This window comes from Nicoliella lavandulae (assembly GCF_037546185.1).
Taxonomy (GTDB): Bacteria; Bacillota; Bacilli; order Lactobacillales; family Lactobacillaceae; genus Nicoliella; species Nicoliella lavandulae.
On the sequence record NZ_JAWMWH010000001.1, the window covers coordinates 263023 to 287384 of the forward strand.

26 protein-coding genes and 1 pseudogene are annotated in these 24362 nt (G+C 41.9%); 11 read left to right on the top strand and 16 right to left on the bottom strand.

Going from position 1 to position 24362, the window contains the following annotated elements:
* The first annotated feature begins 148 nt into the window (after window positions 1-148).
* Together R4146_RS01215 and R4146_RS01220 are read left to right on the top strand one after the other, a co-directional pair.
* Entirely contained in the window at window positions 149-1369 is a 1221-nt protein-coding gene (locus tag R4146_RS01215; protein ID WP_339959649.1) for a DUF2075 domain-containing protein, read from the top strand.
* 43 nt (window positions 1370-1412) lie between these two features.
* The gene (locus tag R4146_RS01220) at window positions 1413-1598 is read left to right on the top strand and encodes a hypothetical protein (RefSeq protein ID WP_339959650.1); all 186 of its coding nucleotides are present in this window, start codon (window positions 1413-1415) and stop codon (window positions 1596-1598) included.
* 37 nt (window positions 1599-1635) lie between these two features.
* On the opposite strand, the gene R4146_RS01225 is transcribed toward R4146_RS01220, so the two are convergent.
* Both R4146_RS01225 and R4146_RS01230 read right to left on the bottom strand, forming a co-directional pair.
* Window positions 1636-2184, bottom strand: coding sequence for a TetR/AcrR family transcriptional regulator (locus tag R4146_RS01225; RefSeq protein ID WP_339959651.1), 549 nt, complete (start codon window positions 2182-2184; stop codon window positions 1636-1638).
* Between the two features lie 23 nt (window positions 2185-2207).
* Window positions 2208-2756 (bottom strand): TetR/AcrR family transcriptional regulator, encoded by a 549-nt coding sequence (locus R4146_RS01230; protein ID WP_339959652.1) that lies wholly within the window; start codon window positions 2754-2756, stop codon window positions 2208-2210.
* A gap of 570 nt (window positions 2757-3326) precedes the next feature.
* Between R4146_RS01230 and R4146_RS01235 the strand changes: the two genes are divergently transcribed.
* Window positions 3327-4514, top strand: coding sequence for a DUF5776 domain-containing protein (locus R4146_RS01235; RefSeq protein WP_339959653.1), 1188 nt, complete (start codon window positions 3327-3329; stop codon window positions 4512-4514).
* An 87-nt stretch (window positions 4515-4601) separates the two neighbouring features.
* Here R4146_RS01235 and R4146_RS01240 read toward each other — a convergent pair whose 3' ends face one another.
* The 8 genes and pseudogenes from R4146_RS01240 to R4146_RS01275 all read right to left on the bottom strand — a co-directional run bounded on the left by R4146_RS01240 (window position 4602) and on the right by R4146_RS01275 (window position 11200).
* On the bottom strand, window positions 4602-5357 hold the full coding sequence (locus R4146_RS01240) for a hypothetical protein (protein WP_339959654.1): 756 nt from the start codon (window positions 5355-5357) through the stop codon (window positions 4602-4604).
* An 81-nt stretch (window positions 5358-5438) separates the two neighbouring features.
* Window positions 5439-6140, bottom strand: coding sequence for a class A sortase (locus R4146_RS01245; protein ID WP_339959655.1), 702 nt, complete (start codon window positions 6138-6140; stop codon window positions 5439-5441).
* Window positions 6141-6209: 69 nt separating this feature from the next.
* Window positions 6210-7832 carry an ABC-F family ATP-binding cassette domain-containing protein gene (locus tag R4146_RS01250; protein ID WP_339959656.1) on the bottom strand — a complete coding sequence of 541 codons (1623 nt, stop codon included), beginning with the start codon at window positions 7830-7832 and terminating at the stop codon, window positions 6210-6212.
* 110 nt (window positions 7833-7942) lie between these two features.
* Window positions 7943-8602 (bottom strand): SDR family oxidoreductase, encoded by a 660-nt coding sequence (locus tag R4146_RS01255; protein ID WP_339959657.1) that lies wholly within the window; start codon window positions 8600-8602, stop codon window positions 7943-7945.
* A gap of 130 nt (window positions 8603-8732) precedes the next feature.
* Window positions 8733-9089: an iron-sulfur cluster biosynthesis family protein gene (locus R4146_RS01260; protein WP_339959658.1), complete on the bottom strand. Its 357-nt coding sequence runs from the start codon at window positions 9087-9089 to the stop codon at window positions 8733-8735.
* A gap of 265 nt (window positions 9090-9354) precedes the next feature.
* A pseudogene (locus tag R4146_RS01265) lies at window positions 9355-10116 on the bottom strand (DNA/RNA non-specific endonuclease); the annotation flags it as partial.
* Window positions 10117-10120: 4 nt separating this feature from the next.
* The gene (locus tag R4146_RS01270; RefSeq protein ID WP_339959659.1) at window positions 10121-10636 is read right to left on the bottom strand and encodes a methylated-DNA--[protein]-cysteine S-methyltransferase; all 516 of its coding nucleotides are present in this window, start codon (window positions 10634-10636) and stop codon (window positions 10121-10123) included.
* Window positions 10637-10726: 90 nt separating this feature from the next.
* Window positions 10727-11200: a C40 family peptidase gene (locus tag R4146_RS01275; protein WP_339959660.1), complete on the bottom strand. Its 474-nt coding sequence runs from the start codon at window positions 11198-11200 to the stop codon at window positions 10727-10729.
* 220 nt (window positions 11201-11420) lie between these two features.
* Here R4146_RS01275 and R4146_RS01280 point away from each other — a divergent pair, with 220 nt between their 5' ends.
* A complete protein-coding gene (locus R4146_RS01280; protein ID WP_339959661.1) occupies window positions 11421-12596 on the top strand; it encodes a DUF3290 family protein in 1176 nt (391 codons plus the stop codon).
* A 44-nt stretch (window positions 12597-12640) separates the two neighbouring features.
* Here the strand turns inward: R4146_RS01280 and R4146_RS01285 are convergent, their stop codons facing one another.
* On the bottom strand, window positions 12641-13828 hold the full coding sequence (locus R4146_RS01285; RefSeq protein WP_339959662.1) for an aminotransferase-like domain-containing protein: 1188 nt from the start codon (window positions 13826-13828) through the stop codon (window positions 12641-12643).
* 131 nt (window positions 13829-13959) lie between these two features.
* The gene (locus R4146_RS01290) at window positions 13960-14565 is read right to left on the bottom strand and encodes a nitroreductase family protein (RefSeq protein ID WP_339959663.1); all 606 of its coding nucleotides are present in this window, start codon (window positions 14563-14565) and stop codon (window positions 13960-13962) included.
* Window positions 14566-14731: 166 nt separating this feature from the next.
* On the opposite strand from R4146_RS01290, the gene R4146_RS01295 reads away from it, so the two are divergent.
* Window positions 14732-15055 (top strand): DMT family transporter, encoded by a 324-nt coding sequence (locus R4146_RS01295; protein WP_339959664.1) that lies wholly within the window; start codon window positions 14732-14734, stop codon window positions 15053-15055.
* 35 nt (window positions 15056-15090) lie between these two features.
* On the opposite strand, the gene trhA is transcribed toward R4146_RS01295, so the two are convergent.
* Window positions 15091-15699, bottom strand: a complete 609-nt coding sequence (trhA, locus tag R4146_RS01300) for a PAQR family membrane homeostasis protein TrhA (protein ID WP_339959665.1) — start codon at window positions 15697-15699, stop codon at window positions 15091-15093.
* A 154-nt stretch (window positions 15700-15853) separates the two neighbouring features.
* Window positions 15854-16189, bottom strand: a complete 336-nt coding sequence (locus tag R4146_RS01305; RefSeq protein WP_339959666.1) for an aggregation-promoting factor C-terminal-like domain-containing protein — start codon at window positions 16187-16189, stop codon at window positions 15854-15856.
* A gap of 214 nt (window positions 16190-16403) precedes the next feature.
* Between R4146_RS01305 and R4146_RS01310 the strand changes: the two genes are divergently transcribed.
* From R4146_RS01310 to R4146_RS01335, 6 genes are all read left to right on the top strand, one after another.
* Complete coding sequence (locus R4146_RS01310; RefSeq protein WP_339959667.1) at window positions 16404-17312, top strand: ABC transporter ATP-binding protein; 909 nt, start codon at window positions 16404-16406, stop codon at window positions 17310-17312.
* The gene (locus R4146_RS01315) at window positions 17312-18061 is read left to right on the top strand and encodes a DUF2705 family protein (protein ID WP_339959668.1); all 750 of its coding nucleotides are present in this window, start codon (window positions 17312-17314) and stop codon (window positions 18059-18061) included. Before R4146_RS01310 ends, R4146_RS01315 begins: the two co-directional genes overlap by 1 nt.
* A 127-nt stretch (window positions 18062-18188) precedes the next feature.
* The gene (locus tag R4146_RS01320; protein ID WP_339959669.1) at window positions 18189-18944 is read left to right on the top strand and encodes a hypothetical protein; all 756 of its coding nucleotides are present in this window, start codon (window positions 18189-18191) and stop codon (window positions 18942-18944) included.
* 69 nt (window positions 18945-19013) lie between these two features.
* On the top strand, window positions 19014-19463 hold the full coding sequence (locus tag R4146_RS01325) for a MarR family winged helix-turn-helix transcriptional regulator (RefSeq protein WP_339959670.1): 450 nt from the start codon (window positions 19014-19016) through the stop codon (window positions 19461-19463).
* Between the two features lie 266 nt (window positions 19464-19729).
* Entirely contained in the window at window positions 19730-21097 is a 1368-nt protein-coding gene (locus tag R4146_RS01330) for an amino acid permease (RefSeq protein ID WP_339960625.1), read from the top strand.
* A 171-nt stretch (window positions 21098-21268) separates the two neighbouring features.
* Complete coding sequence (locus tag R4146_RS01335; protein WP_373695344.1) at window positions 21269-22627, top strand: amino acid permease; 1359 nt, start codon at window positions 21269-21271, stop codon at window positions 22625-22627.
* 43 nt (window positions 22628-22670) lie between these two features.
* On the opposite strand, the gene R4146_RS01340 is transcribed toward R4146_RS01335, so the two are convergent.
* Both R4146_RS01340 and R4146_RS01345 read right to left on the bottom strand, forming a co-directional pair.
* Window positions 22671-23867 (bottom strand): MFS transporter, encoded by a 1197-nt coding sequence (locus R4146_RS01340; RefSeq protein ID WP_339959671.1) that lies wholly within the window; start codon window positions 23865-23867, stop codon window positions 22671-22673.
* A gap of 74 nt (window positions 23868-23941) precedes the next feature.
* Window positions 23942-24361, bottom strand: a complete 420-nt coding sequence (locus R4146_RS01345; protein WP_339959672.1) for a hypothetical protein — start codon at window positions 24359-24361, stop codon at window positions 23942-23944.
* Between the last annotated feature and the right edge of the window lies 1 nt (window position 24362).

Here is a 24362-nt window from a genome sequence, read left to right on the forward strand (position 1 = left end):
ACATTAATGATAACACTATTTTCATATTTGTCCATAAAATATACTCAAATTATTTAACATAAAGAATATTTAAAACCTCTTAATGTTAAAATATCAATAATATATGAGTATAATAAAATATAAATACTTTGAATTGCGGGAGATAAGAATGAAAAACTCAACAGTACAAAAATTAATTGCTGGCAATCAACAACTAACTTCAGAGCAACAAACAATGTTAAATAACATTCAACAATTTACAATTACTCACCTGCATGATCAAAAGCATGCCGTCTATGTGATTTATGGTGATGCGGGGACTGGCAAAAGTGTTATCTTAAGTCAGTTATTCTATGACTTCCAACAACTAGCCAGTTCAAAAAGCGGGCCTCTTGCTGGTACCCACAACTACTTTTTAGTTAACCATCCCGAAATCCTCAAAGTATACAAACAAATCGCCGGCCAAGAAACCCACGTTTTAAAAAAGAACTTCCAACGGCCGACCTCATTTATTAATCAGATGAATAAAAACGATGGTCACGCCGACATTACCATCATCGACGAAGCCCACCTATTACTATCGCGCCGTGATGCCTATAATAATTTCTATCAGGATAACCAACTCCAAGAAATCATTAACAGCTCCCAAGTTACCATCCTAGTCTTTGACCACCGCCAAGTGCTTAGGACCAAGAGCTTTTGGACCGATGCGCGGCTGAAAAAACTCATCGCCCCATACACCGTGGGCGAATATCACTTGACCCATCAGTTTCGCATGAACGCTAGTCCGGAACTGGTTAAATGGATCAACACATTTACAGATGGGCAATTAACACCCATCCCAAAGCAATGTGGGCCAGGCTACGACTTTCGCATCTTCGATGATGCCGAAGCAATGCGCCAATTGATCGTCAAACGTAACCAAGAAGTCGGGATATCCCGCATCGTGTCGACTTCTGGTTATCCATCAACGTTAGATGGTGGCAAGCACTACATCGTAGAAGGTGATTTCAAAATGCCATGGGACCAATACAACTATACTCAAACCCCCTGGCCCGAAATTCCGGCCACCATCAATGAAGTCGGCTCCATGTTCACCTGCCAAGGCTTTGATTTGAACTACGTCGGCGTTATCTTAGGTCCACCAATCAAGATCAATGACCAGGACCAATTAGAAGTCGACCTCACTAAGTTCACCGATGTCGAATCACTCAAGCGACGCTCTGATATCACCGACCCTAAAGAATTCGCCGCCATCAAGCAACGGTTAGTCTTAAATTCCGTGAACGTCTTAATGAAGCGTGGTATTAAAGGTCTCTACATCTTTGCCCACGATCAGGTATTACGCCAGCGGTTACTCGACTTATGGCACGCCCACCAAGATCAATAATCGTGTATAATGAAACTAAATTCTAATTGAGGTAGGTGCTTTCATGAGTAAGCTTAATTTCTTCCGCATTGCCCTAGTCGTCGTCGCCGTTTTGATCTTGGTTCACTATGCTTTTTTGACCCGTTTCTTCTCAAATGGTATTAATACCACCATCGAAGTCGGACTATCCGTCATTGAAATCATCTTAATCTATGGCTACGTCAAATTAATGCGCAATGCCAAATGCTAAAAAAATAGAGTTGTTGGACTGAACTTGTCCAGCAACTCTATTTTTTTAGCATTTCAATCACTTGGGAGTTAAGTGAGTTCTTTAATTTCTTCTTGAAGTCGCGTTGATCCATTGGGATTAAACTAGAGATCCAGTATGAAACGATTAAGTGTACATACTTGATGAACAACAAGAGGTTAAAGTCCTTATCTTCGGGGAATAGCTTCTTTAAGACCCGTACGTAATGGGCTTCTAAATAGTGACTCCAGATTTCATCAACGTCACTGCTGATCAATACCCGCACTTGATCCCGGTTTTCATAGATGATGGGAATCACCGCATCGGCAAAGATATCGATAAAGACATCCGACGTTAGTTCTGGTTTTCCTAGCTTACGGTAGCGGGTGATAAAACTATCCACGATGGCATGGGTCAAATTCGATTCATAGTATCGCAAGATATCCATCTTTGTATGGAAGTTATGGTAATAAGTCCCCTTCGCAATTCCCGCTTGCTTAATAATCTCACCACTGGTAATTTGAAAAATCGACTTCTGATTAATTAAAAATAAAAAGGCGTTTACAATTTTGGTTTTTGATCTTGTCATAGGCAGCTTCTCTTTCCTCAATTCTACAATAGTCCGTTAATGGTCTTTTTATAAAGGTTACAAAATGTTGATTTAAATTCCTGGGCATCCGTGGGTTGGTCATCTGTGATCCATGATTCGATAATAATCATCGCAAAGCTGATCAACAGTGAATAATCAATGTTTGAATCCTTAAAGTGTTCGACCATTGGGGCTACGAACTTGGCACATTCTTTTTTGAGTGACTTTTCCCAAAGGTGGTTTAAATCACACCGGTTCAATAAACTAATCATTTCCCGTTGTTCATAGATAGCTGGCACGAATACTTCAGACATCACTAAGATGGCCTGGCCCGGACTCGTTTGTTCAATTGGAAACTTAGTGAAGTAATCATCAATTTGATTGACCAAGCGTTCGTTCACTTTGACTTGGACATAGTCTAAAATATCCTTTTGATCGGTAAAGTTGTTATAAAAGGTCCCGCGTGAAACGCCGGATGCATCAATAATTGCATCATTACTTACGTTTAAGATCGAATTCTTGGCCACTAATTTAAGATATGCGTCGGCAATATTCATCTTAGTTTTAAGCATCCCTTTTCCCCCTTGCTTGTTCTTATAAATAAATATGCACTAATTATAAACCGTTTTGCGCAAATTGTCCTTTAAATTTAGATCCCTTTAAAAATCCTTATGTAAATTAAAAGAGAATCCAAAACAGCAATTGGATTCCCCCCTGTAGTCAGTGTTCTTATTAAACTTAATATTCGTCACTAGTGGGTTAGTAACGAATTGCTTTATAATAAATTTGATTCAATACATTGTGTAAAAATGATAACATTTTTTCATTAAAAAGGATAAGGGGATGCCTAACAAGAAGACCAACTAATGCAATTATATTCTATGAGTATAAAAGTTCAATTATTTTGTATGAAAACTTTTAGCACCTTTTTTATCTTGTGTATTAATAAATCGTTGTAAATATATTGATATTCTTTATTGTTATGATACTAAGTATATAATAAATGAAACATTTTTTTAACTTTTGTGTAATATGTTTGTAATATTTAAAACGAGTCAATATCATTAAATTAATAGTAAAAGCACAATGATTATGTTATAAATTAACTATATCGATCTAATAAATATTAAAGGGGCCTTAATATGAAAAAACAACCAACCGAACGTAAAGTTCTCCATAAAGTTAAAAAGCAATGGGTCGCCATTTCCACCATTGCATTGTTAGGAATGGGTGGCGTCGTTAGTACCACTGCCCACGCCGCTACTACCACTAGTGCGGCGACTTCATCGAGTGCTAGTTCAACAGCTAGTGCCGCTGCATCAGATAGCACCAGTGAAGTGGCTGCATACTCCACTGCTATTCAAGCCGTAACTGGTGGTATCGCGAATGCTGCCGAACAAACCAGTAGCTACAATTCCATGGTGAACAGCTTTGCTAGCAAGGCCACATCTGAATATAATGCTGCTAAATCAGCGGCTAGCGTTAATTCCACGGCTAGTTCATACGCTAACTCCGTTAACGCCTATCAATCATCCGTTAACTACTACGCTAATATGGCGAACGCGTATAACTCGATGGCCCAAGATGCTAGTGCCCAGGTCAGTACCGCAAACGTTTACGCTAGTCTCGCCCTATCGACCGGGGGCTCACTTCAAGCTGCTTCCAGTGCCGCAACGCAAGCTAGCACTGCCAACTCCAATGCCTTTGCAGCCTTAAACGGCATTACGGGATTACTATCATCACTATCAGCAGCTACCAACAGCGTCACTTCCGCTGCATTCATGGCACGTTATGCTGCTAACCCTAATTTCAGTGATTCTAGTTCAGCCACTTCTGCATCAGCATCCAGTGCTGCTACTAGTTCATCTGCCACCAGCAGTAGCGCATCCAGTGCTAGCAGCAGTTCCGCTAGTGACGCTACCAGCAGCATCCATGATGATAACCAATCTAGTTATGCCGATGATCCAGTCACTGGCGCTGAAGATCAATTATCCAGTGCTAATCAAGCATTAAAGCAAGCTAAGACTGCCTCAGCCATCAAGCAGGCTAAAAAGCAAGTCAACCAAGCTGAAAAAGCCTTGCAAGTAGCTAATAATAACTACAATAACAAGTATTATTATTCATTTGACGTTAGTTTTAAGAAGGTTAAAACTAAAAAGACCCTCTACACTTATAGTCGTCAGACCTTGAATAAGAAGTACCGGGTAAGTAAAATTAAGAAGGGCACCACTTTATCCGTGAAGTCCATCATTACATCTGATAACTCTTCCGTTATCAAAATCGCTGGTAATAAATACATTACCGGGCTCAAGAGTTTCTTTGTTAAATAACCGTTTTCTTATTGAGCGTCATCTCAGATAATAATTTGCAAAAAAAATACGCCGACTAATTAGTCGACGTATTTTTTTAGTTTGATATTAACCTAACTTGCTAAATGCATTACTTAATCCGTTTAAGAAGTTAATGATTAAGTTCCATTCGTTGTTAACATCAGCGCTAGAACTCTTGGCGTTCACGGCATTTTGTTGAACGGCATTAATGGTACTAGTTAAGTTATCATTGTCATAACTAGAGAAGTAACCCTTGAAACCTTGGTATAAAGCTAATGATTGTTGAGCAAATGCTTGCACAGCTGAGTTACCGTAGTTTTGGGCATCGTATTGATCAGTGCTTCCCATGTTGTTAACCATGTCATTGATGGCGTTCTTAATGTTTTGGTTAACATCACTATCGTTGAAACGAGTACCATCCCCAACAGTGTATGAAGTCATGTTACCTGGGTTAGCGTATTGACCTAATGAAGCTACCGCGTTGTTGTAAACTTGAGCGGCGTTAACGGAACTAGTAGCTTGGGTAGTAGCAGGCGTACTAGTTGTCGTGGTCGTTTGCGTTTGGACAGCCGTCTTCTTCACTTCTGGTTGGGCACTAGTAGCACTACTGGAAGTCGTGGTGGTAGTGGTCGTCGTAGTAGTAGTCTTCTTAGCATGCTTAGCTTTCTTGTGGTGCTTCTTAGTCGTTTTCTTAGCAGCTTTCTTCTTAGTGGTCTTCTTCTTGTGGTGCTTAGCGGCGTTAACCGTTACTTGGTTTTGACCGTCATTGATCACGCCGTAGGCCACGGGGGCTGCCAAACTAGCAGCAAGTAAACTTACTAATAATGTCTTCTTTAATTTCATGGTATGTACATCTCCTTAAGATTTATATAATAAATATAGCATTATCTTAAGGAAATTACAAAACAATTTCAACGCAATTTTTTAGTACCCCGCTAATACGTTGTAGTTGTTCGTTTTTTGATGCAACTGTTTAATTACTGCCGCTGGGGCGTGCTTGATGCTGGTGGTGTGGACTAACTTCCCCCGCAGCAATAGGCGCTTGCTACCACTGTCGTTACACGTGATCAGCGTAATCAACGCCTGCTTGGTGTTATCCACTACTTGAACGGCGTAGGGACTGATGATCTTGCGTTGCGTAATCTGGTATTCATAGACTTTGTGCATGTCGGTCAAATAGACCTTCATCCCCACTTTTCCCTTTACGTACAACGGCGAAAATAATGCCTGTTTGTTGATCATATGGTGGCCGGCTAACGCATAGTTACCCTGCCCCATTTTTTGATCCGCGCGCATCGTCCCAGCAGCCAGCATTAGCGTTTCGTTATCGACACCGAGGCCGATTGGTAAGTGTAGTCCCACTGATGGCACTAACATTTGCCCGACTAGCTTTACGTTCTTGGCATGCAAGCGGGCGTTGATGACTTGATTCATCGTCACCGCTTTAACTTGGTTCATGTTATAATCCGCACGCTTGGCCTGAGCTTGGTTATGTTCGACTGCTTGGCGGGTAATCGTAGGCCGGTAGGTCGCCACTAACATCGTCTTGATCGGTTCTAAACTAATTAATCCGATCCCGACCACGAACAAAACGATTGCCAGCCATAGTTGCCATTTTCGTTTCATCTTCATCAACTCCATGCATTCAGTATAAACTAAAACGGGACTGGCTCCAATTGCCAATCCCGTTAGTTATTAGTAAAGTTTTGCAACTTGTTTTTGAATGTCTGCGTTATTTAAGAAGTCATCGTACTTCGTTTCGGCCCGTTCTACGATGCCCTTATCAGAAATTTCGATAATGTGATCAGCAATCGTTTGAATGAACTGGTGGTCGTGAGAAGTAAAGATGATTGAACTAGGGTATGCAATCAAACTATCGTTCAACGCGGTAATTGATTCCATATCCAAGTGGTTCGTAGGGTCATCAAATAAGAGGACGTTGGCCTTTTGCAACATCATCTTGGATAACATACAACGCACTTTTTCACCTCCGGAGAGCACGTTGACCTTCTTTTCGACGGCATCCCCTGAGAATAACATCCGGCCTAAGAACCCGCGGATGAAGGTATTGTCACTTTCATCCTTTTGGGCGTATTGACGTAACCAATCCATGATCGTTAAGTCAACGCCATCAAATTCAGCATTGAAGTTCTTAGGGAGATATGACCGCTTCGTAGTTTGGCCCCAGGTAACGGAACCAGAATCGGGTTCGAGTTCCCCGGAGATAATTTGCATTAACGTTGTCGTAGCCAAGTCATTGCGACTGATCAAGGCCGTCTTTTCGCCAGGCCGTAACGTAAAGGTCACGTTATCTAAGATCTTAACGCCATCGATGGTCTTTGAGACTTTATCCACGCGAAGTAAGTCGTTCCCTAAGTCGCGTTCCTTATCAAAGCTGATGAATGGGTACTTCCGTGAAGATGGCTTGATGTCATCTAAGGTAATCTTGTCCAATTGCTTCTTCCGCGAAGTTGCTTGCTTGGACTTGGAAGCATTCGCACTGAACCGCGCGATAAATTCCTTTAATTCCTTGATTTGATCTTCCTTCTTGGCGTTGGCATCGGACTTCATCTTAGTGGCTAATTGACTGGACTTGAGCCAGAAGTCGTAGTTTCCAACGTACATTTGAATCTTTTGGAAGTCCACATCACACATCATCGTACATACTTGGTTTAAGAAGTACCGGTCATGAGAGACCACGATCACGATGTTAGGGTAGTCGGCTAAGAAGTCTTGGAGCCATTCGACCGTGTGGTTATCTAGTCCGTTGGTTGGTTCGTCCAATAGCAAGATATCTGGTTTCCCAAATAACGCTTGGGCTAATAAGACCTTCACCTTTTGGCCTTCCGTTAATTCACTCATCTTTAAATTGTGCATGGATTCTGGAATCCCCATGCTTTGGAGTAATTGGGACGCTTCAGAATCAGCGTTCCAACCGTCCATTTCCGCAAATTCACTTTCTAATTCAGCGGCGCGGACCCCATCTTCATCGGAGAAGTCAGGCTTCGCATAAAGCGCATCCTTTTCCTTCATGATGTCATAAAGCTTTTTGTAGCCTTGAATTACGGTATCTAATACGGTGAATTCTTCGAATGCGTAGTGATCTTGATTTAAACTAGACATCCGTTCATTTTCACCAATTGAGATATTACCGCTGGTGGGTTCTAATTCGCCTTCAAGCAACTTCAAAAAAGTTGATTTACCAGCACCATTGGCACCAATCACCCCGTAACAATTACCGGGCGTGAACTTTAAATTAACGTTTTCGTAGAGCTTCTTGCCGGAGAAATGAAGTCCCATATCACTAACTGTAATCATAGATTGTAACTCCCATAACATAACAAAGCGCCCTGGCCATCGGTCGATGAACTAGGACGTCGTTTCGTTCCAATAATATTTATAGAATAACTTTAACACAAGTCTATCAACTACTCAACTTGAAAAACGTTGTTAATGGGATCGTCCCCACTCGTAATTTGGTAAATCTTGCGTTTAGTAGCTGGGTTCGCAAGGACTGCCACGACAGTGGATGCTACGTCGTCACGAGGAATGGAACCGCCAATGTGGTCACTGTCAACGGCAATCTTGCCAGTGCCAGCATCGTTACTAAGCGTGGTTGGCCGAATGATGGTGTAGTCTAAGTCACTGGCCTTTAATGCACGGTCAGCATAGTGTTTAGCCACGTAGTATGGGTGTAATTCACCCGTTTGAGGCCAAAAAGCCCGGTTATCCGCACCAGCGGCACTGACCATTACGTAGCGCTTAACGCCAGCTTGCTTAGCCGCATCCATCGTCTTGATGGCCCCGTCTAAGTCGATCAATAACGTCATGTCGTCACCAGTATTACCACCGGAACCAGCACTAAAGACGATTGTATCGATTTCGTGGTCGGTAAAGACCTGCGCAATAGCTTCTGGACTTTCCGTTAGGTCAAATTTAACCGGCGTTACGTGCGCTAAGTTAGCGACCGTCGTAAATTGACGATCATCCCGAAAGCCAGCAAAGACTTGGTCGCCAGCTTGGGATAACTTCGATACGATTAAGCGACCCACGTGACCATGAGCCCCCACAACAAAAATTCTTGACATGTAAATTGCCTCCTTCGATTTAATTAACTAATGTTTATTGTATCAACGATTGAAAGTGAATTATACTCAAGCGACTTATAATTTGGCAACAAAAAAACCGCCTTTGATTCAAAGACAGTTCGTTTGCAAATTATTGTTTAGGCGTGGTGCGATCAAGTAGAGCAACCCCGGAGTCAATCAACCCAGAATCGTTTTTCAACGTTAATTGGTTAAATTGAACATCGAGCTTGAGGCCCGGATCATCAATATATTGTCCTGAATAACCCTTGTAGTAAACCGGACCCATGTTACTATCAATGGCTTTATCGTAATCCGGGGTATCTAAATCAGCATTTACAACAACTAGGTCGAATGATGTATCAACTGAACAAGAACCTTCGTCTGAGAAGGGACCTACCCCGTCGTCTAAGCTCAATAGTAACTTATCATTGCTATTGAAAACTTGATCAATCTTTGCCTTTGCTGCATCAGTAATTACCATTTTCATGAATGAATCCCCCTTTTTAAAATTACACTCTTAATCCTAACGCTTTTTGAGAATAAGTCAATTATTTTGTACACAAACTATTTTAGCGTCGGTAGTGACTACGGAACGTACTCCGATGCGTCGTAAAGTTACGCCGTTCTTCCCGATATTGTTGGCGTTGCTTATGGTGTTGATAGGCTTTATAAGCCCCGTATGCACCCAGTGCAGTGCCCACTCCCGAGTGACTGCGGTGGCTACTGTTGTATCGTGGTGCATTGGCCGGCGTTGGTACGTTCATGGTGTGGTCGATCTTCGAACGCCCCGTAGCATAGTCAAATTTAATGCCCGGTTGGACGTTAAACAGGTAGACGTTGAAGTTTAACTTCCGGTCGGTCGAAATGGCTTGAATGTGTACTCCACGGGCCATCAGGTCTTGGCCCCGAAAGATTGGTTGGACCTGATAGATGACCTTTTTGTTATCCCGTAAAGCGTTACGAACCATTGTCTCATAAATTGTTTGCACCTTTTGGTTACTGAATGCAGATTGGGTAAATAAGTTCTTCGGGTTATTTTGATCCCCCGATGTTTGGTTAGGTTGATACGTCCCGTTTTGACTGATTCCCTTGGAGAGACTATATGCAATCAAGTGCCCCCGGTTCACGATGGCATCGTTGTTCACGAATTTTTGGTGCCAGCCGGTCGGATAAAACGTTTGGCGGGTCCGTAAACTATCGTTAGCAACGTTGCGTTGTTCTAAGTAGGCCGTGTTCCCGGCAGAAGTGCGGTTCAAATTATCTAAGTTAGCGTAATTGACTTTATTTTGTTGCCAGTCACTTGGATTCAGCGTACTCTTGCCGTTATTAACGTTGACGAACGCCTGACTCCCATTTTGATAGTCTAGCGATTTTAGTTGATCATCGGTAATCACGCTGCTGCGCTTGGCGCTTTGTTGCTGACTGCCTGATTGATTCGAATTAGTCGAACAGCCGACTAACCCAACTGCAACCGTTATCGTAGCAAGTAGTGCCCATAGTTTCTTCATGTTCATTCTCCTATTCAATATCATCTAATCCGTTGATCGCTTCCATTTCCAGTAGTTGACTCTTCATTGCTAAGCCGCCGCGGACGACGTTGTCTAATTTTTCTTCACAAATAATCCGGTGGACGGGAATGATCATCATCAATGGCGACTCCTTTAAGGCATGCTTGACCGTGGCTTCATCCACGCCCGCTTTTTGCGCTAGCTCAGCGACTGACATAATGGATCCATACGGAATCGTTTGAATCAACTGCCACACCCGTTGCAGCTTAGCATCCCCCGCTTCTTGAATATCGATTGGTAGATCAAATTGTTTAATTTCTCCTAATAGGAAGTCCTCAAATTGATCCACATATTCCGCGGTCACCTTCCGTTGATTGCGAAACTCGAATTGCCCCTTGGGGTAAAATTGATAGATTTGTGAGATGCCCTGGTCAGCATCCGAAATAAAATTCAACCCATTACTATTTACGGTAAAATATAGTTTTTTATCATTAATTTTAATTGTATCCCAGTATAATTTTTCCATTGTGCTCTCCTATGTTACTAATGTTACTATTTTAACATATTGGCCTTAAATACAAAAAAGGACTAGCCATTAAATGACTAGTCGCAATTGTTATTCAGCTCTGGAATACCCCACCGTATTCCACCAGGGGGAATCAATTTTTTCGGTGATCACACCCCGGTTTTGGGCGTTGATCATCTTGCCATTGCCGACATAGATGCCGACATGGCTGATGCTACGTTTGCTGTAGCCGAAGTAGACCAAGTCGCCTTTTTGTAAGTTTTTGCGCGAGACCTTCTTCGTAGTATCATATTGAGCTTGCGCAGTTCGCGCAATATTAATGTTAGCTTTTTTATAAACGTATTTTGTGAATCCTGAACAGTCGAATCGATTCGGCCCCACGGCACCGTATACATATGGCGAACCCAATTTAGACTTAGCGGCGCTATAGATCTTGTCATAGTCTGGATGGGCACCTTCTGCATCAGCATTGGCAGAAATGGTGTTGATGCTAAAGATGGCAACGGTGGCAAATAATACCGCAGTTAAAACGGCTAGCAAGCGGGGCTTGAAATAAGTGGTCATAATTGAATGTTTCGCTCCTTAATTAATTGAATGACTTCATTATAGCCAACCAATGATACAGCGAGGATGCAGTCAGGTTTCAATTCAATAAAGAAAGATTACATAAAATCGGGTTTCAGTCACATTTGTAACATTCGCCCATTTGAACGAGTAGTAAATTTGATACATTTCAATTATAATGTACATATATCCAAAATATTTTATGTTAGAAGTGAGTTTAATGAATCTGTATTCGTATCACTACCTAAGCCAAAACTTTAGTAAGGCTGGCTTATGGATGGTAATCATTGCGGCCGTTTTTGTCGTTGGATTCTTTATTCTAGGTCTGATGTACATGCGAAACCGGACGAACTTGAAGTATCGTGATTTCTTCATCTTCCTCGGTTTTCTGGCCATCTTATTTGCTAGTTTACAGGTCAGTAACCTAGCGAATATTCAATCTAGTAATAGCCAATCCGGCCAAACAGCAACGATGTTGAAAAACATCAGTAAGCAAAAGCACGTGCCGCTAAGCGAGGTCTACGCTAATTCGACCTCCTTGCAAAATGGGATGACGATTAAGGCTGGTAAGCAATACTACCAAGTTGACTTTAATAATGACCAAAGCGGTTATACATTAACGCCAACTGCGCTGGTTTATAACCAACCTAATTACATCACTGCTAATCACTTTAGCTTAAACTTCTTGAATAATGAGTACGTTGAAATTGCATTTAAACTAATCATTGGATTTATCATGTTAGTAATTCAAATCAACCTCTCCGGGAAGGGTAATTTAATGCCTTCCAATGCGATTGATCAACTCCAAAACTATGTTTTAGGGGGTATCATCGGGGGGATGATTTACAATAGTGCCATCACCGTACTCCAATTCTTCATCGTCTTGTTGATCTGGTCATTGATCATCTTCGGTAGTAAGCTGCTGATTCGACAATCGGACTTCTTCAAACGCATATTAACCGGGAATCCGCAAAAGATTATTGCGAACGGAAATATCATTGTTGATAATGCCTTGAAGAATGGGATGTCTGCTTCCGACCTTGCATTTAAGCTGCGGTTGGAAAACATCAGTAGTTTCAAAGACGTTAAGAGCGCGACACTCGAACAAAATGGTCAATTGACCATTACCGGTTACGGTAGTGAGTCCATCAAATACCCCATCATTACTGATGGAAAAGTTGACGATTCCGTGCTAGAGCGTCTCAAAAAAGACCATGCTTGGGTTGAAGAACAGGTTAACAAGCAAAACCTTACCATTGAACAAGTTTACCTAGCCCAAATCATTGATGGTCAATTCGTAATTGTGCCATATCCACAACACAAGAAACGGATTACTGATCAATTAATTGATTTCGCTAATAACCACAATTTAACCAGCAGTAGTCGTAAAAACTAACATAAAAAGCCAATCCATTTACGGATTGGCTTTTTATTTTGGTGTTATTGATTTAATGAGGCAATGACCGTCCCCATCGTCTTCATCCCTGATTTAATTTCTTCAACGGAACGGTTGGAATAGTTCAACCGCATTGTGTTAACTTCAGGATTGTCAGGGAAGAATGGAGCGCCGGGCACAAATGCCACGTCGTGTTTAATACATTCATCAAATAGTTGGTCGATATCGATGTTCTTTGGTAGCTTAGCCCAAATGAACATGCCCCCTTCTGGACGGGTAAATTCAGTCTCAGCCGGGAAGTAATCTTGAATTGCTTGAATCATTGCAGCGCCTCGTTCTTTATAGGCAGCTGTAATCTGATCAATGTGGGCTTGCATATCATAATCTTGCATGTAACGTGCAATAATGCATTGCGTGAGGTTATCAGTATGCACATCTTCAAATTGTTTTAGTAGCGTCATCTTAGCAATCAATGCAGGATCAGCACTTGCCCATCCTAAACGCAAACCGGGCGCTAAAATCTTAGAGAACGTTCCCGTATAGATTACGCGGCCAGCATCGTCTAGTGACCGAATTGGGGCAATTGCTTCGCCAGCATAGCGGATGGCCCCGTATGGATCATCTTCGACGATGATAAAATCATATTCATCGGCTAGTTCGACTAAGCGCTTCCGCCGGGCTAGTGACATTGAATTGCCAGTTGGGTTTTGGAAGTTTGGCACCACGTAAACGATTTTAGTGTCAGGATTTTGTTTTAACGTTGCTTCTAATTCATCCATCTTCATCCCATCAGCATCCATGCCAACGCCAAGGGTTTCGGCACCATAGGTCTTAAAGACGTCTAAGGCACTTAAATAAGTGGGCCGTTCGCTAATGACCTTGTCACCAGGGTCGATCATCATTTCAGCGATCACGTCTAAGCCCTGTTGGGAGCCAGTCGTAATTAACATATTAGCAGGATCTTCGGTTAAACCGCGCGTTTGCATGTACGCAGCGATTAATTGACGCAATTTTAAATTCCCCTGCGCGACGCTGTATTGAAGGACCTTTTGCCCATCATCGTCAAAGATGCGGTCGGCAACGGCTTTCAATTGAGCAACTGGAAATAGTTCTGGGGCGGGTAAGCCACCAGCAAATGAAATAATGCTAGGCTTGCTGGCGACAGTCAACACCTCACCAAATGGGTTGTCATTACTTAGCGGAACGCGGCTGGAAAATTTATATTTTGTCATTTTGGAACCTCCTAAATTGAAATTTATTCATGTTAAATAAGATTATAATACAAACTTTCAATCATTGCTATTTTTTGCGCAAAAAAAATCAGGTTCATTAACTGAACCTGATTTTTAAAGCATTAATTTAATTATTTGAAAACGCGGAATCTTTCGCTATCTTCCATGAATTCCTTGTCGCCAGCTGGGGCTTCAATGGAACCAAAGTTTAATTGAGCACGAAGACGCCAACTCTTAGGAACATCAAATTCCTTATCGATTTCAGCATCGATTAGTGGGTTGTAGTGTTGTAAGTTCGCACCAATACCGTTTTCAGCTAAGGCAGTCCAAACCGCGTATTGAGCGTTACCTTGAGCTTGTTCTGACCAGTCGTAGAAGTTGTCCTTGTATGTTGGGAATTGTTCTTCTAAGCTGTGCACAACATCCATGTCAGTGAACCAAAGGATGGTTGCGTAAGCATTCTTGAATGAGTCAATCTTTGGCTTAGTGTTAGCTTCGAATGCTTCGTCGTTGTTCATAACCTTCTTTAAGTTAGCAGCAGTGATGTCCCAGATCTTGTCTTGAGCTTCACCAAATGCAAAGATAGCCCGGGTAGTTTGGCTATTGAAAGCTGAAGGGGCTTCCTTAATTACATCTTCTAAGAATGGTACTAATTCTTCAGGAGTTTGATCAACCTTGTCCCCTAAAGCGTAAATGGTCCGACGTTTCTTTTGTAAATCTAAAAATTCTTTTTTCATAAATAAATTCCTCCTCAAACGGGTTAATATTTAATTGATGAATCTATTGTAGCACACGTGCTTACTTTTTGTAAGTGTTTTGCTCAAAAAGTTTTTAAATCGTACAAAATAATTATTCTGTACTATAATGAAAGCGTTACAATCTCAACTAAGGAGCTGTTCGCAGATGTATTATTACGTATTCTTATTGCTGGCAATCATTGGTGAAATGATCGGCACGAACCTCCTGAAAGCCTCACTCGGATTTACCCGCTGGCTTCCTGCCGTAGGTTCAATCGTCGCATTCACCCTGTGCTTTTATTTCTTATCATTAGCCATGGTGAAGATTCCATTGAACGTAGCATACGCAACGTGGAGCGGAGTCGGTTTAATCCTTGCCACCGCCATTTCCGTGCTCATTTGGAAAGATCAAATTACACTCATGACCGTCATTGGATTAGCCCTCATCGTTGCCGGCGTCATCATTCTAAACTTATTCACGCCAAAATAAAAGGCAAAGCACCTTACCGGGCCTTGCCTTTTTCGTTATACATAAAAATAAATTGAAAAATACATTAATACCGTTCCTAATAAAACGAATAGATGCCAGATTACATGGCCAAACGGAATCCGTTTGAAACTGTAGATGACCGAACCCACTGTAAACGCAATTCCACCCGCTAACAATAAGCCAAACCCGGTAGGGCCGAGGCCACTCCATAGGCGTTGAATCCCCAAGAGACAAAACCAGCCCATGACCACGTAAATGACGGTCGAGGCGACTTTATATCTCCCCATCCAAATCGATTTATAAATGATCCCACAAATGGCCATGATCCAAATGACCCCAAAGATGACCCATCCAAGGGTCCCACCAATGGTCACTAGTGAATACGGGAGGTAGGTCCCGGCAATCAAGAGGTAAATGGCCGAATGGTCAAAAATCTGAAATAAACGCTCCGCCTTGGTAAAGTAGAGGCTATGAAATAGCGTGGACGCTAGATAAAACAAGATTAACAAACCCCCATAAATGGAAAAGGTCGTAATCCGCATCGCACCACCCTTATGGACCCCATGCACAATTAACACCACGGCGGCGGCAATACTTAATCCGACCCCAATTCCGTGGGTGATGGCACTGAAGATTTCGTTCATTATTAGATATTTTTTATTGGTTAAAAAACTAGGCATGTTTTCCATCACCAAGATCCCCTCTAATCCAAATTAATATCTCTATTATACAAAAAAACGCAAAAAAAGAACCATGTTTTCAACAGAAACATGATTCTTTATGGTTAAGTTTATAATTTTAATACCAGTTGTGTGATAACCAGTGCTTCTTAGCATTGGACCAGCTACCATAACGACTGATAACGTACTTATCAGCAACTTTTTCTTGGTTGGCAGGAGAATAATTACCATGTAATAAACCAATTCCTAATTGGTACTTACCGTAGTAACGACCATTATTAGCACTGTATGAATTTTTGGATTCGCGCCATGCAATCCATTTTTTAGCAGCAGAGTCACTGCTGGATAATTTAGTTGTACTTGCACTTGCGGTTACTTGACTAGTTGATGTGATGAAGGCTCCCATCATTGATACAGAAGCTAGGATTGTTAAAACGATTTTTTGAATTGACATATAAGAAACAAGATCCTCCTTGATGTGACACTCGATTTATTTTTTCGTTCGTTGATTCAATAGTTAGTACTTTACATCATAATTCTTACGCAACCGTTATCAGACTATTACAGATTTGTTACATGATATTACGATTATGCAATAAAGGGGGTTGACGTGACATCAAAAACTGTTATAGTTAGTTACATAAGTAATTAACTAAAGGAGAACTAAAATGACAGTATTAAAGGTTGCAAACTTAAATAAAAAATACGGCAGCAAAAAGGTGTTGCATAACGTTAGTTTTGCAATTCCTAAGGGGAGCATCTTGGGATTAATCGGTCCTAATGGAGCCGGTAAGTCAACGATCATGAAGACAATCGTTGGCTTGACCAGCGCTAATTCTGGGTCGATTGAAATTGATGGCAAGCAATTAACCAAGCATAACCGCAAGGCCCTAGCTAGTGTAGGGACCATGATCGAAACCCCCGCCCTTTATGATAACTTGAGTGGAATCGAACACCTCCACTTATATAATGAAGGCCAAACTACGAACGCAGAAATTGAGCAAATTATGCAAGAAACCCAAATTGCATCGTTCGCCAAGCGCAAGGCAAAGAAGTATTCGCTGGGAATGCGGCAGCGACTAGGAATCGCAATTACCCTATTGAACCATCCCAAACTATTAATCTTAGATGAACCCATGAACGGACTCGATCCACAATCCACCCATGATTTACGGGACTTACTATTGAAGTTAGCCCAACGTGGCATCAGTATTTTAATCTCTAGTCATCTATTAGATGAACTCGCGCGGATTGCTGACTCATACGTAGTGATCAACCACGGGCGCGTGGTTCAAGAAGCACCGGCTGACGAATTTCTATCCACTGGAAATCAACTCGTTAAAATTGAAACGACCGATGCAGCCAAAGCAGCTGAAGTATTAAATGCAGCTGGGTTAGATGCCCATGTTAACGACCGCAAAGTCGAATTTCCCGCTGCCGATGATGCGTTGAACACCGGATTGGTCGCCTTAGTTAACGCCCACATTAAGATTACGAACGTTGAACAAAGCAATGCGGACTTAGAAGAATCCCTATTAAAACTATTGACCAGCGATAATCAAAAGGAGGAACAATAATGCTAACGTTATTAAGACAGGAAGCCTACAAGGCTTTTAAAGGCAAGGCCATTTACATCTCATTGATTCTATTATTAATCTACCAAGGGTTAATTGCATTTGGCACTAAGCAATACCACATTATTTCACCGAACGAATTTATCACCACGGCGGGGAATGCCGAACAAATCGTTGAAATCATCATGGTCGTTATCGCAAGTACCATCATTACCAATGAATTCGTGAACAAGACGATCAAAAACTTACTCTGCCGTCAGTATTCTCGCTTGCAAGTCTTTTTAAGCAAGTTCATCACCCTTGTTTGGATGTATGTATTAATTGTGGTGGTTAACTACTTGTTCACCCTTATTTTCAAAGTACTCCTATTTCGTTCCACTCAGGTCACTTCGCAGATGATTCACGCAACTGCCAATAACGGAATTGGGCAAACCCTATATGTATTCTTGATTACCGCCTTTGTTATTTTAATTAGTAACATTGCCAAAAGTTCTGGCGGGGCCATCGGAATCGGGGTTGCTACCATTTTAGCTAGCCAAGTCCTAGCCACCGTGTTATCACTGTTGATCAACAAAATGAACCTAGTTAAGTTCAACCCCTTCAACTTCTTCTTAGTTAGTTCTCAATATGGATCCGATGCGGTCAAATCCGTTACCCACTTGAGTCTAAATGCCATGACTATCGGCGCATTAATCTACGGGGTCATTTTCTACGCGATCGCGTACATGATTTTTAACCACCGGAACATTTAATCTAACCAAAGCTTAGGCCGTTTCATAATAATGGTTTAAGCTTTTTTGATTGCGCCAGTGCGCTATTGACTGGACCCCAAAAAGTGATAAACTCTAAATATTATATTAGGATCAGGAGGTCCAAATTTTGTTAACTGCACTTAAAGAAACCTTTGCCAAAAAGAATAAAATGACCCTAATCATGGGCATCATTTTAGCCGCGTACATTATTTTAGTAGCGCTCGGTGGTACCTTTGGTAATTTAATCAATGCCTATAATTTTTTGGGGCAACTAGGAACCGCTAGTAACATTATTGAATTATTCATCATGATTTTAGCTAGTTTAGCGTTTACCAGTAGTAATTCGAGAACCTTCCTCGATGGTCTACATCAAAAGGGAATTGCCAAACCCGTGATATTTATCGCCCAATTAATTCACATGGTCGTGGCGTACTTATTTTTCATGATTATTAGTGTCATATTAACGTTGCTCTTGCAAGTGACCCTCTTCAAGGGCGCTGATATGAGCTCAATGTCACAATTTTATGTGGCGATTTATGCTAACGCGATTCATATGTTCATTATGGCCGCATTGATCATCTTTGTATTAATGATTTTCAGTCGCATTAAGGGCAGAATGGCTGCAATTGCTACTGGAATTGGGGTCAACTATGTGGGTCTGGCATTTGCCTGGATCGGATTTCTATTCGTTTACCACCACCGGATGCTCAAATGGGAACCATTTAACTTCCTAATGGTCGAAAACCAATTAGTTAAGCCAATTAATCACACGTTGACTAAGTTATACATGAACGAAGCCATCACCGGGAGTATTATTTACGGGATTGTGTTCCTAATTTTAGCGTTTTGTCTCTTTTCATTTAGAAAGCTAAGAAAGCCTTAAAATTCACTTTTAATCTGGTATAATTAAGTTTGCATGAACTTGGATTTCGAATTATCAAGGAGGAAAATCGTGAACTTTAGTATTGATTTAGACAAACAACTCTGTTTTCAAATATCGCGTACTCACCAACTTTATAATAAGCTTTATCAAAAACCTTTAAAGCAATTTAATTTGACTTATGTTCAATACATTACGTTATTAGCGCTATGGAAGGAAGACGGCGTAACGGTTAACACCCTAAGTCGTGAATTAGATCTCACTAATGGGACGCTAACCCCCCTTCTAAAGCGGCTTGAAAAGGCTGGTTGGATTACCCGTGAACGTGATAAAAAAGATGAACGCCGGTTAATCGTTTCCTTAACTGAACGTGGTAAGCAACTCCAAGGTGAAATTACTAATTGTACTGAAATGTGCTTAAACGAAATGGGGTACACCCCAGAAGGATTCAACCAAGCATTAGCTAACGTTCAAGATATTCAAAATCGGTTGAAGATGGCGATCGAACGTCAAGCTGATTAATTAAAGTTCCCGTTTACGGGAGCTTTTTTTTTGCATTGAATTGAATTTATGCAACCATTTTCCGAATATTATCGACATAATATTTATTTTCATTCGCGTTTGCGTTAAAATAAAAGATGTTAGCGTTGTATTTTACAATTTTATAGGGTTGACTATTTTATGGTTATTCTTGTAAGATACTATTACAATTTTTAAAATCTTTTAAAGAAGGTGTAAATGTGTCAGAAAAAAACGAAGAACTAGAACGTAAGTTAGCTCCTCGTCATATGCAAATGATTGCCCTAGGGGGAACCATCGGGGTCGGACTATTTATGGGGGCATCATCCACCATTAATTGGACCGGGCCTTCCGTGTTACTTGCCTACGCAATCGCCGGGATTTTCCTTTACTTAATCATGCGGGCGCTTGGTGAAATGCTATATGTTCATCCCGTAACGGGAGCGTTTTCCCAGTTCGCGACCTTATACATGCATCCCGTCTTCGGTTTCCTAACCGCGTGGAGTAATATCTTCCAGTGGGTGCTAGTTGGAATGAGTGAAGTGATTGCCATTGGGACCTATTGTCACTTCTGGTGGCCAGGATTGCCTGGTTGGGTTCCCGGTGTTATTGCCATCATCAGTCTTTGTTTAGCCAACCTCTTCTCCGTTAAGTCATTCGGGGAATTGGAATACTGGTTTGCATTGATCAAGGTGGTTACCATCGTATTGATGATCGTAGCTGGACTTGGCGTGATCATCTTTGGTTTCGGTCACAACATGCATCCCGTTGGAATTAGTAACCTTTGGAAGTATGGATTCTTCACTGGCGGGGTCAAAGGATTCCTATTCGCCCTTGCCATTGTGTTAGGTTCATACCAAGGGATCGAACTAATCGGGGTTACGGCCGGAGAAGCTGACAATCCTAAGAAGTCCATCGTTGAAGCCATTCAATCCACCATTGGTCGGATCTTGATCTTCTACATCGGTGCCATCTTCGTTATCGTTTCCATCTACCCATGGGATAAGATCGGAACGCTTGGTTCACCATTCGTACTTACTTTCTCTAAGTTAGGAATTACTGCAGCTGCCGGAATTATTAACTTCGTGGTCTTAACGGCTGCGCTTTCTGGTTCTAACTCCGCAATCTACAGTTCTAGTCGGATGACATACTTACTTGCCAAGGAAGGCAAGTTACCAAAGAAGTTCTTAGAACTAACTAAGAGTGGGGTGCCACTTTACACAGTTATCGCGGTTTCTGCCGGAATCTTTATCGGAGTTATCCTAAACGTGATCTTACCAGCATTCGTTAAGAACGCTTCTGACATCTTCGTGTTAGTTTACAGTTCTAGTATTTTACCAGGAATGGTGCCATGGTTCGTCATCTTAGTCAGTGAAATTCGCTTCAGAAAGTTACACCCTGAAGAATTAGAAGGTCACCCATTCCAGATGCCATTCTCACCATACTCAAATTACTTGACCCTCTTCGTATTGTTCGTTACTTTGATCTTCATGGTAGTCAACAACGATACACGGATCCCAGTAATTATTGGTGCCATCTTCCTAGTAATTATGACCATTATCTACTTCGTTAAGTACAACAAAACGGACTTAGAAGAACGCCGGAAAAACCAAGGCAAAGAAGTTTTTGATAAATAATTAGTTCAGCAAATAACGTTCCCAATTAAGTTGGGGGCGTTATTTTTTTATTATATAATTGACAAATGAACAGTTGTTCAGTAATATTGAACTTGTTGATTTAAATTTGAGGAAGTGTTTAAAGTGGCAGAAAAAGATTCAGGTTTGAAGCGTGGCCTTGCGCCTCGCCATATGCAAATGATTGCATTAGGTGGGACGATTGGGGTCGGCCTGTTCATGGGTTCTACATCCACGATCGGCTGGACCGGTCCATCCGTTTTACTTGATTACGCAATCGCAGGAATATTTTTATACTTAATTATGCGTTCATTGGGGGAAATGCTTTACGTGCACCCCGTTACTGGTTCCTTTGCTCAATTTGCGAACCAATATATGCACCCCGTGTTCGGTTACTTAACCGCATGGAGTAATATTTTCCAATACATTGTGGTCGGCATGAGTGAAGTGATTGCCATTGGGACCTATTGTAAATTCTGGTGGCCATCGCTGCCCGGTTGGATTCCAGGGTTAGTGGCAATCGTGTCACTAGCCATCGCCAACTTGATTTCAGTGAAGGCCTTTGGGGAATTGGAATACTGGTTCGCCATGATCAAGGTGGTTACGATCGTCTTAATGATCATCGCCGGACTCGGCATCATTCTCTTCGGGTTTGGTCACGGAATGCATCCCGTTGGCATTAGCAACATCTGGAAATACGGGTTCTTCACTGGTGGCATCAAAGGATTCTTCTTTGCCCTAGCGATCGTGCTAGGTTCCTATCAAGGAATTGAGCTGATTGGGGTAACCGCCGGAGAAGCCGAAAACCCACGGAAGTCATTGATCGAAGCCATTCAATCCACGATTGGCCGGATCTTGATCTTCTATATTGGGGCCATCTTCGTGATCCTAAGTATCTATCCTTGGGATAAACTAGGCCAAGTTGGTTCCCCATTCGTGGAAACCTTCGCTAAGTTAGGGATTACTGCGGCGGCCGGAATCATTAACTTCGTGGTTTTGACTGCAGCGCTTTCTGGTTCCAACTCTGGAATTTACAGTGCCAGTCGGATGACGTTATTGCTAGCCGAAGATCACAAGTTACCAAAGCGGTTCTTGCGGATCAACCGGCACGGAGTCCCATTCTATGCAGTGGCATCCATTTCATTCGGGATTTTCATCGGAGTCGTATTGAACTTTGTACTCCCATTATTCTTTAAGAATGCGGGCGAAATCTTCGTAATGGTTTACAGTTCAAGTGTGCTCCCTGGGATGGTGCCATGGTTCGTGATCTTGATCAGTCAAATCCGATTCAGAAAACTCCACCCAGATGAAATGAAGGGTCACCCATTTAAGATGCCCCTTTCACCTTATACTAACTACATCACCCTATTCTTCTTGGTCGTAACTTTAATTTTCATGTTCTTTAATGATGCTACGCGGATTCCATTGATTATCGGAATCGTTTTCCTAGTCATCATGACGATCATCTACTTCGCTAAGTACAACCAAAGCGACATTGAAAAGGCCAAAAAGAGTAGCGACGATCTATACTAAAATAAAAACGTTTGTGAATGGAAATACCACTCACAAACGTTTTTTAGTACCGTTTTACTTCTGGGACCCGCCATTTAATCATAATTAAGTTAATGATCATCACGGCAGCGAAGTAAAAGACTCCGCTATAGCCAACAAAGTTGGAGATTACCCCACCGATGATGGAGCCAATTACCGAACCGATTGCTTGGGCCCCTTGGTTCAAGCTAAATGCCATCCCCGTCATGTTAGCAGGCGTTCCCTTCGCAAAGAGCGTCTGAATCGATGGGAAGACTCCAGCGTTCCCAATCCCATTGGTAAAGCGGAAAATCCCTAAGATCCAAATGCTACTAGCAAACCCCTGGGGGAAATACGATAGGATCACAATGATAAACCCAATCGTAAGCACCCGTGAGGCCCCATGTTTATCACCATAGCGCCCGAAGAATGGTGAACTAATCACCATCGCCATCCCTGGCAATGCGGTAATTAGTCCCGCCACAATTGCTACGGGCCCGTGGCCACCCAGTAATTGTTTTACATACAGCGTAATAATGGGAAAGACCGCGTTCAACCCACTTTGGACGATGACGGAAGTCAATAGCATGTAAATCACGAACCGGGGGTTAGGAAAGCGTTTGAACAGGTGCCAACCATCATCATCGGCATCTGGGTCCGGCTGATAATGTTCAGACACCATGAACAATGCCATCAAGAAGAATGCGAATAGAAAAATCCCCGTTAAGAAGAACGTGACCCGAATCGACAGAAAGCTAACTAAAATCCCGCCGAAAATAGGGCCAATCAAAAAGCCACTGGTGTATCCCGTTGATAGAATACTTAAGGCGTATTGGACCTTATCCCGCGGTGTTTCAGTCGCAATTAGGGCAATACAGTTCGGAATTACCCCATCAAAGAACCCCTGGAGAAACCGTAACAGGATAAATTGCCAGACGTTAGTGACACAGCCCATCAACGCAATCGAGATCGCCGACCCCAATGCCGTTTGTAAAATCATCCGTTTACGGCCGTGGCGATCTGCGAACTTACCCCCAAACGGTGCGGTGAATGCCACGACTAAAAAGGATGCCGCATAGACGATTCCACTTAAAATCGATAGTTCGCCAGACGAGAAATGGCCTAAATCACTAATGTATAACGACATGAACGGGATCACCTCGTTAAACGCGACCCCCGTAATAAAAGTTCCAAACAATAATACAATTAAATTTCGTTTCCAGTTTTGATTCGCTGAGTGCATATCATCAATTCCCCTTCTCTAAGCTTGAGCGAATAAAAAAAGTAATACTAAGCAAGTAGCATTACTTTTCAAACCTATTTTAATTCAGTTAATTCTTTTTCATAACCATCTACCATTACTAATGAATCAGCATCCTGATGATTTTCAAACTTCCGGTGTAATTGGGCGATAAAGCGTTCAATGAAGTAGCCCACTGACATTTCCCGGTGAAAATGTGCCTTAGCATCCGTCCTGATGGAATCGAACTGTTTGAGATAGGCATCGATGGCTTGATCTAAGTACTGGTCATATGGTTGTTCCGCATCATACGTATCTGAATCTTTATGATACGAAGCATACTTAGCAACGTAGATGCCTTGGTTTTCAGATTTATACTGACTCTTATACAGTAGTTCGCGTAGTTTTTTAGCTGGTTGATTCACGGCTGGTTGGGCCATTAAATCACTGGGAAGGCCACTATCAGCTAGTTCAACGATTCGTAAGTTTTTTGCCACG

What these genes read in the sequence shown, in the direction of transcription:
- R4146_RS01215 (WP_339959649.1), top strand. Translation starts at nt 149, where the DNA reads ATGAAAAACTCAACAGTACAAAAATTAATTGCTGGCAATCAACAACTA.
- R4146_RS01220 (WP_339959650.1), top strand. Translation starts at nt 1,413, where the DNA reads ATGAGTAAGCTTAATTTCTTCCGCATTGCCCTAGTCGTCGTCGCCGTT.
- R4146_RS01225 (WP_339959651.1), bottom strand. Translation starts at nt 2,184, where the DNA reads ATGACAAGATCAAAAACCAAAATTGTAAACGCCTTTTTATTTTTAATT.
- R4146_RS01230 (WP_339959652.1), bottom strand. Translation starts at nt 2,756, where the DNA reads ATGCTTAAAACTAAGATGAATATTGCCGACGCATATCTTAAATTAGTG.
- R4146_RS01235 (WP_339959653.1), top strand. Translation starts at nt 3,327, where the DNA reads ATGAAAAAACAACCAACCGAACGTAAAGTTCTCCATAAAGTTAAAAAG.
- R4146_RS01240 (WP_339959654.1), bottom strand. Translation starts at nt 5,357, where the DNA reads ATGAAATTAAAGAAGACATTATTAGTAAGTTTACTTGCTGCTAGTTTG.
- R4146_RS01245 (WP_339959655.1), bottom strand. Translation starts at nt 6,140, where the DNA reads ATGAAACGAAAATGGCAACTATGGCTGGCAATCGTTTTGTTCGTGGTC.
- R4146_RS01250 (WP_339959656.1), bottom strand. Translation starts at nt 7,832, where the DNA reads ATGATTACAGTTAGTGATATGGGACTTCATTTCTCCGGCAAGAAGCTC.
- R4146_RS01255 (WP_339959657.1), bottom strand. Translation starts at nt 8,602, where the DNA reads ATGTCAAGAATTTTTGTTGTGGGGGCTCATGGTCACGTGGGTCGCTTA.
- R4146_RS01260 (WP_339959658.1), bottom strand. Translation starts at nt 9,089, where the DNA reads ATGAAAATGGTAATTACTGATGCAGCAAAGGCAAAGATTGATCAAGTT.
- R4146_RS01270 (WP_339959659.1), bottom strand. Translation starts at nt 10,636, where the DNA reads ATGGAAAAATTATACTGGGATACAATTAAAATTAATGATAAAAAACTA.
- R4146_RS01275 (WP_339959660.1), bottom strand. Translation starts at nt 11,200, where the DNA reads ATGACCACTTATTTCAAGCCCCGCTTGCTAGCCGTTTTAACTGCGGTA.
- R4146_RS01280 (WP_339959661.1), top strand. Translation starts at nt 11,421, where the DNA reads ATGAATCTGTATTCGTATCACTACCTAAGCCAAAACTTTAGTAAGGCT.
- R4146_RS01285 (WP_339959662.1), bottom strand. Translation starts at nt 13,828, where the DNA reads ATGACAAAATATAAATTTTCCAGCCGCGTTCCGCTAAGTAATGACAAC.
- R4146_RS01290 (WP_339959663.1), bottom strand. Translation starts at nt 14,565, where the DNA reads ATGAAAAAAGAATTTTTAGATTTACAAAAGAAACGTCGGACCATTTAC.
- R4146_RS01295 (WP_339959664.1), top strand. Translation starts at nt 14,732, where the DNA reads ATGTATTATTACGTATTCTTATTGCTGGCAATCATTGGTGAAATGATC.
- trhA (WP_339959665.1), bottom strand. Translation starts at nt 15,699, where the DNA reads ATGAACGAAATCTTCAGTGCCATCACCCACGGAATTGGGGTCGGATTA.
- R4146_RS01305 (WP_339959666.1), bottom strand. Translation starts at nt 16,189, where the DNA reads ATGTCAATTCAAAAAATCGTTTTAACAATCCTAGCTTCTGTATCAATG.
- R4146_RS01310 (WP_339959667.1), top strand. Translation starts at nt 16,404, where the DNA reads ATGACAGTATTAAAGGTTGCAAACTTAAATAAAAAATACGGCAGCAAA.
- R4146_RS01315 (WP_339959668.1), top strand. Translation starts at nt 17,312, where the DNA reads ATGCTAACGTTATTAAGACAGGAAGCCTACAAGGCTTTTAAAGGCAAG.
- R4146_RS01330 (WP_339960625.1), top strand. Translation starts at nt 19,730, where the DNA reads ATGCAAATGATTGCCCTAGGGGGAACCATCGGGGTCGGACTATTTATG.
- R4146_RS01335 (WP_373695344.1), top strand. Translation starts at nt 21,269, where the DNA reads ATGCAAATGATTGCATTAGGTGGGACGATTGGGGTCGGCCTGTTCATG.
- R4146_RS01340 (WP_339959671.1), bottom strand. Translation starts at nt 23,867, where the DNA reads ATGCACTCAGCGAATCAAAACTGGAAACGAAATTTAATTGTATTATTG.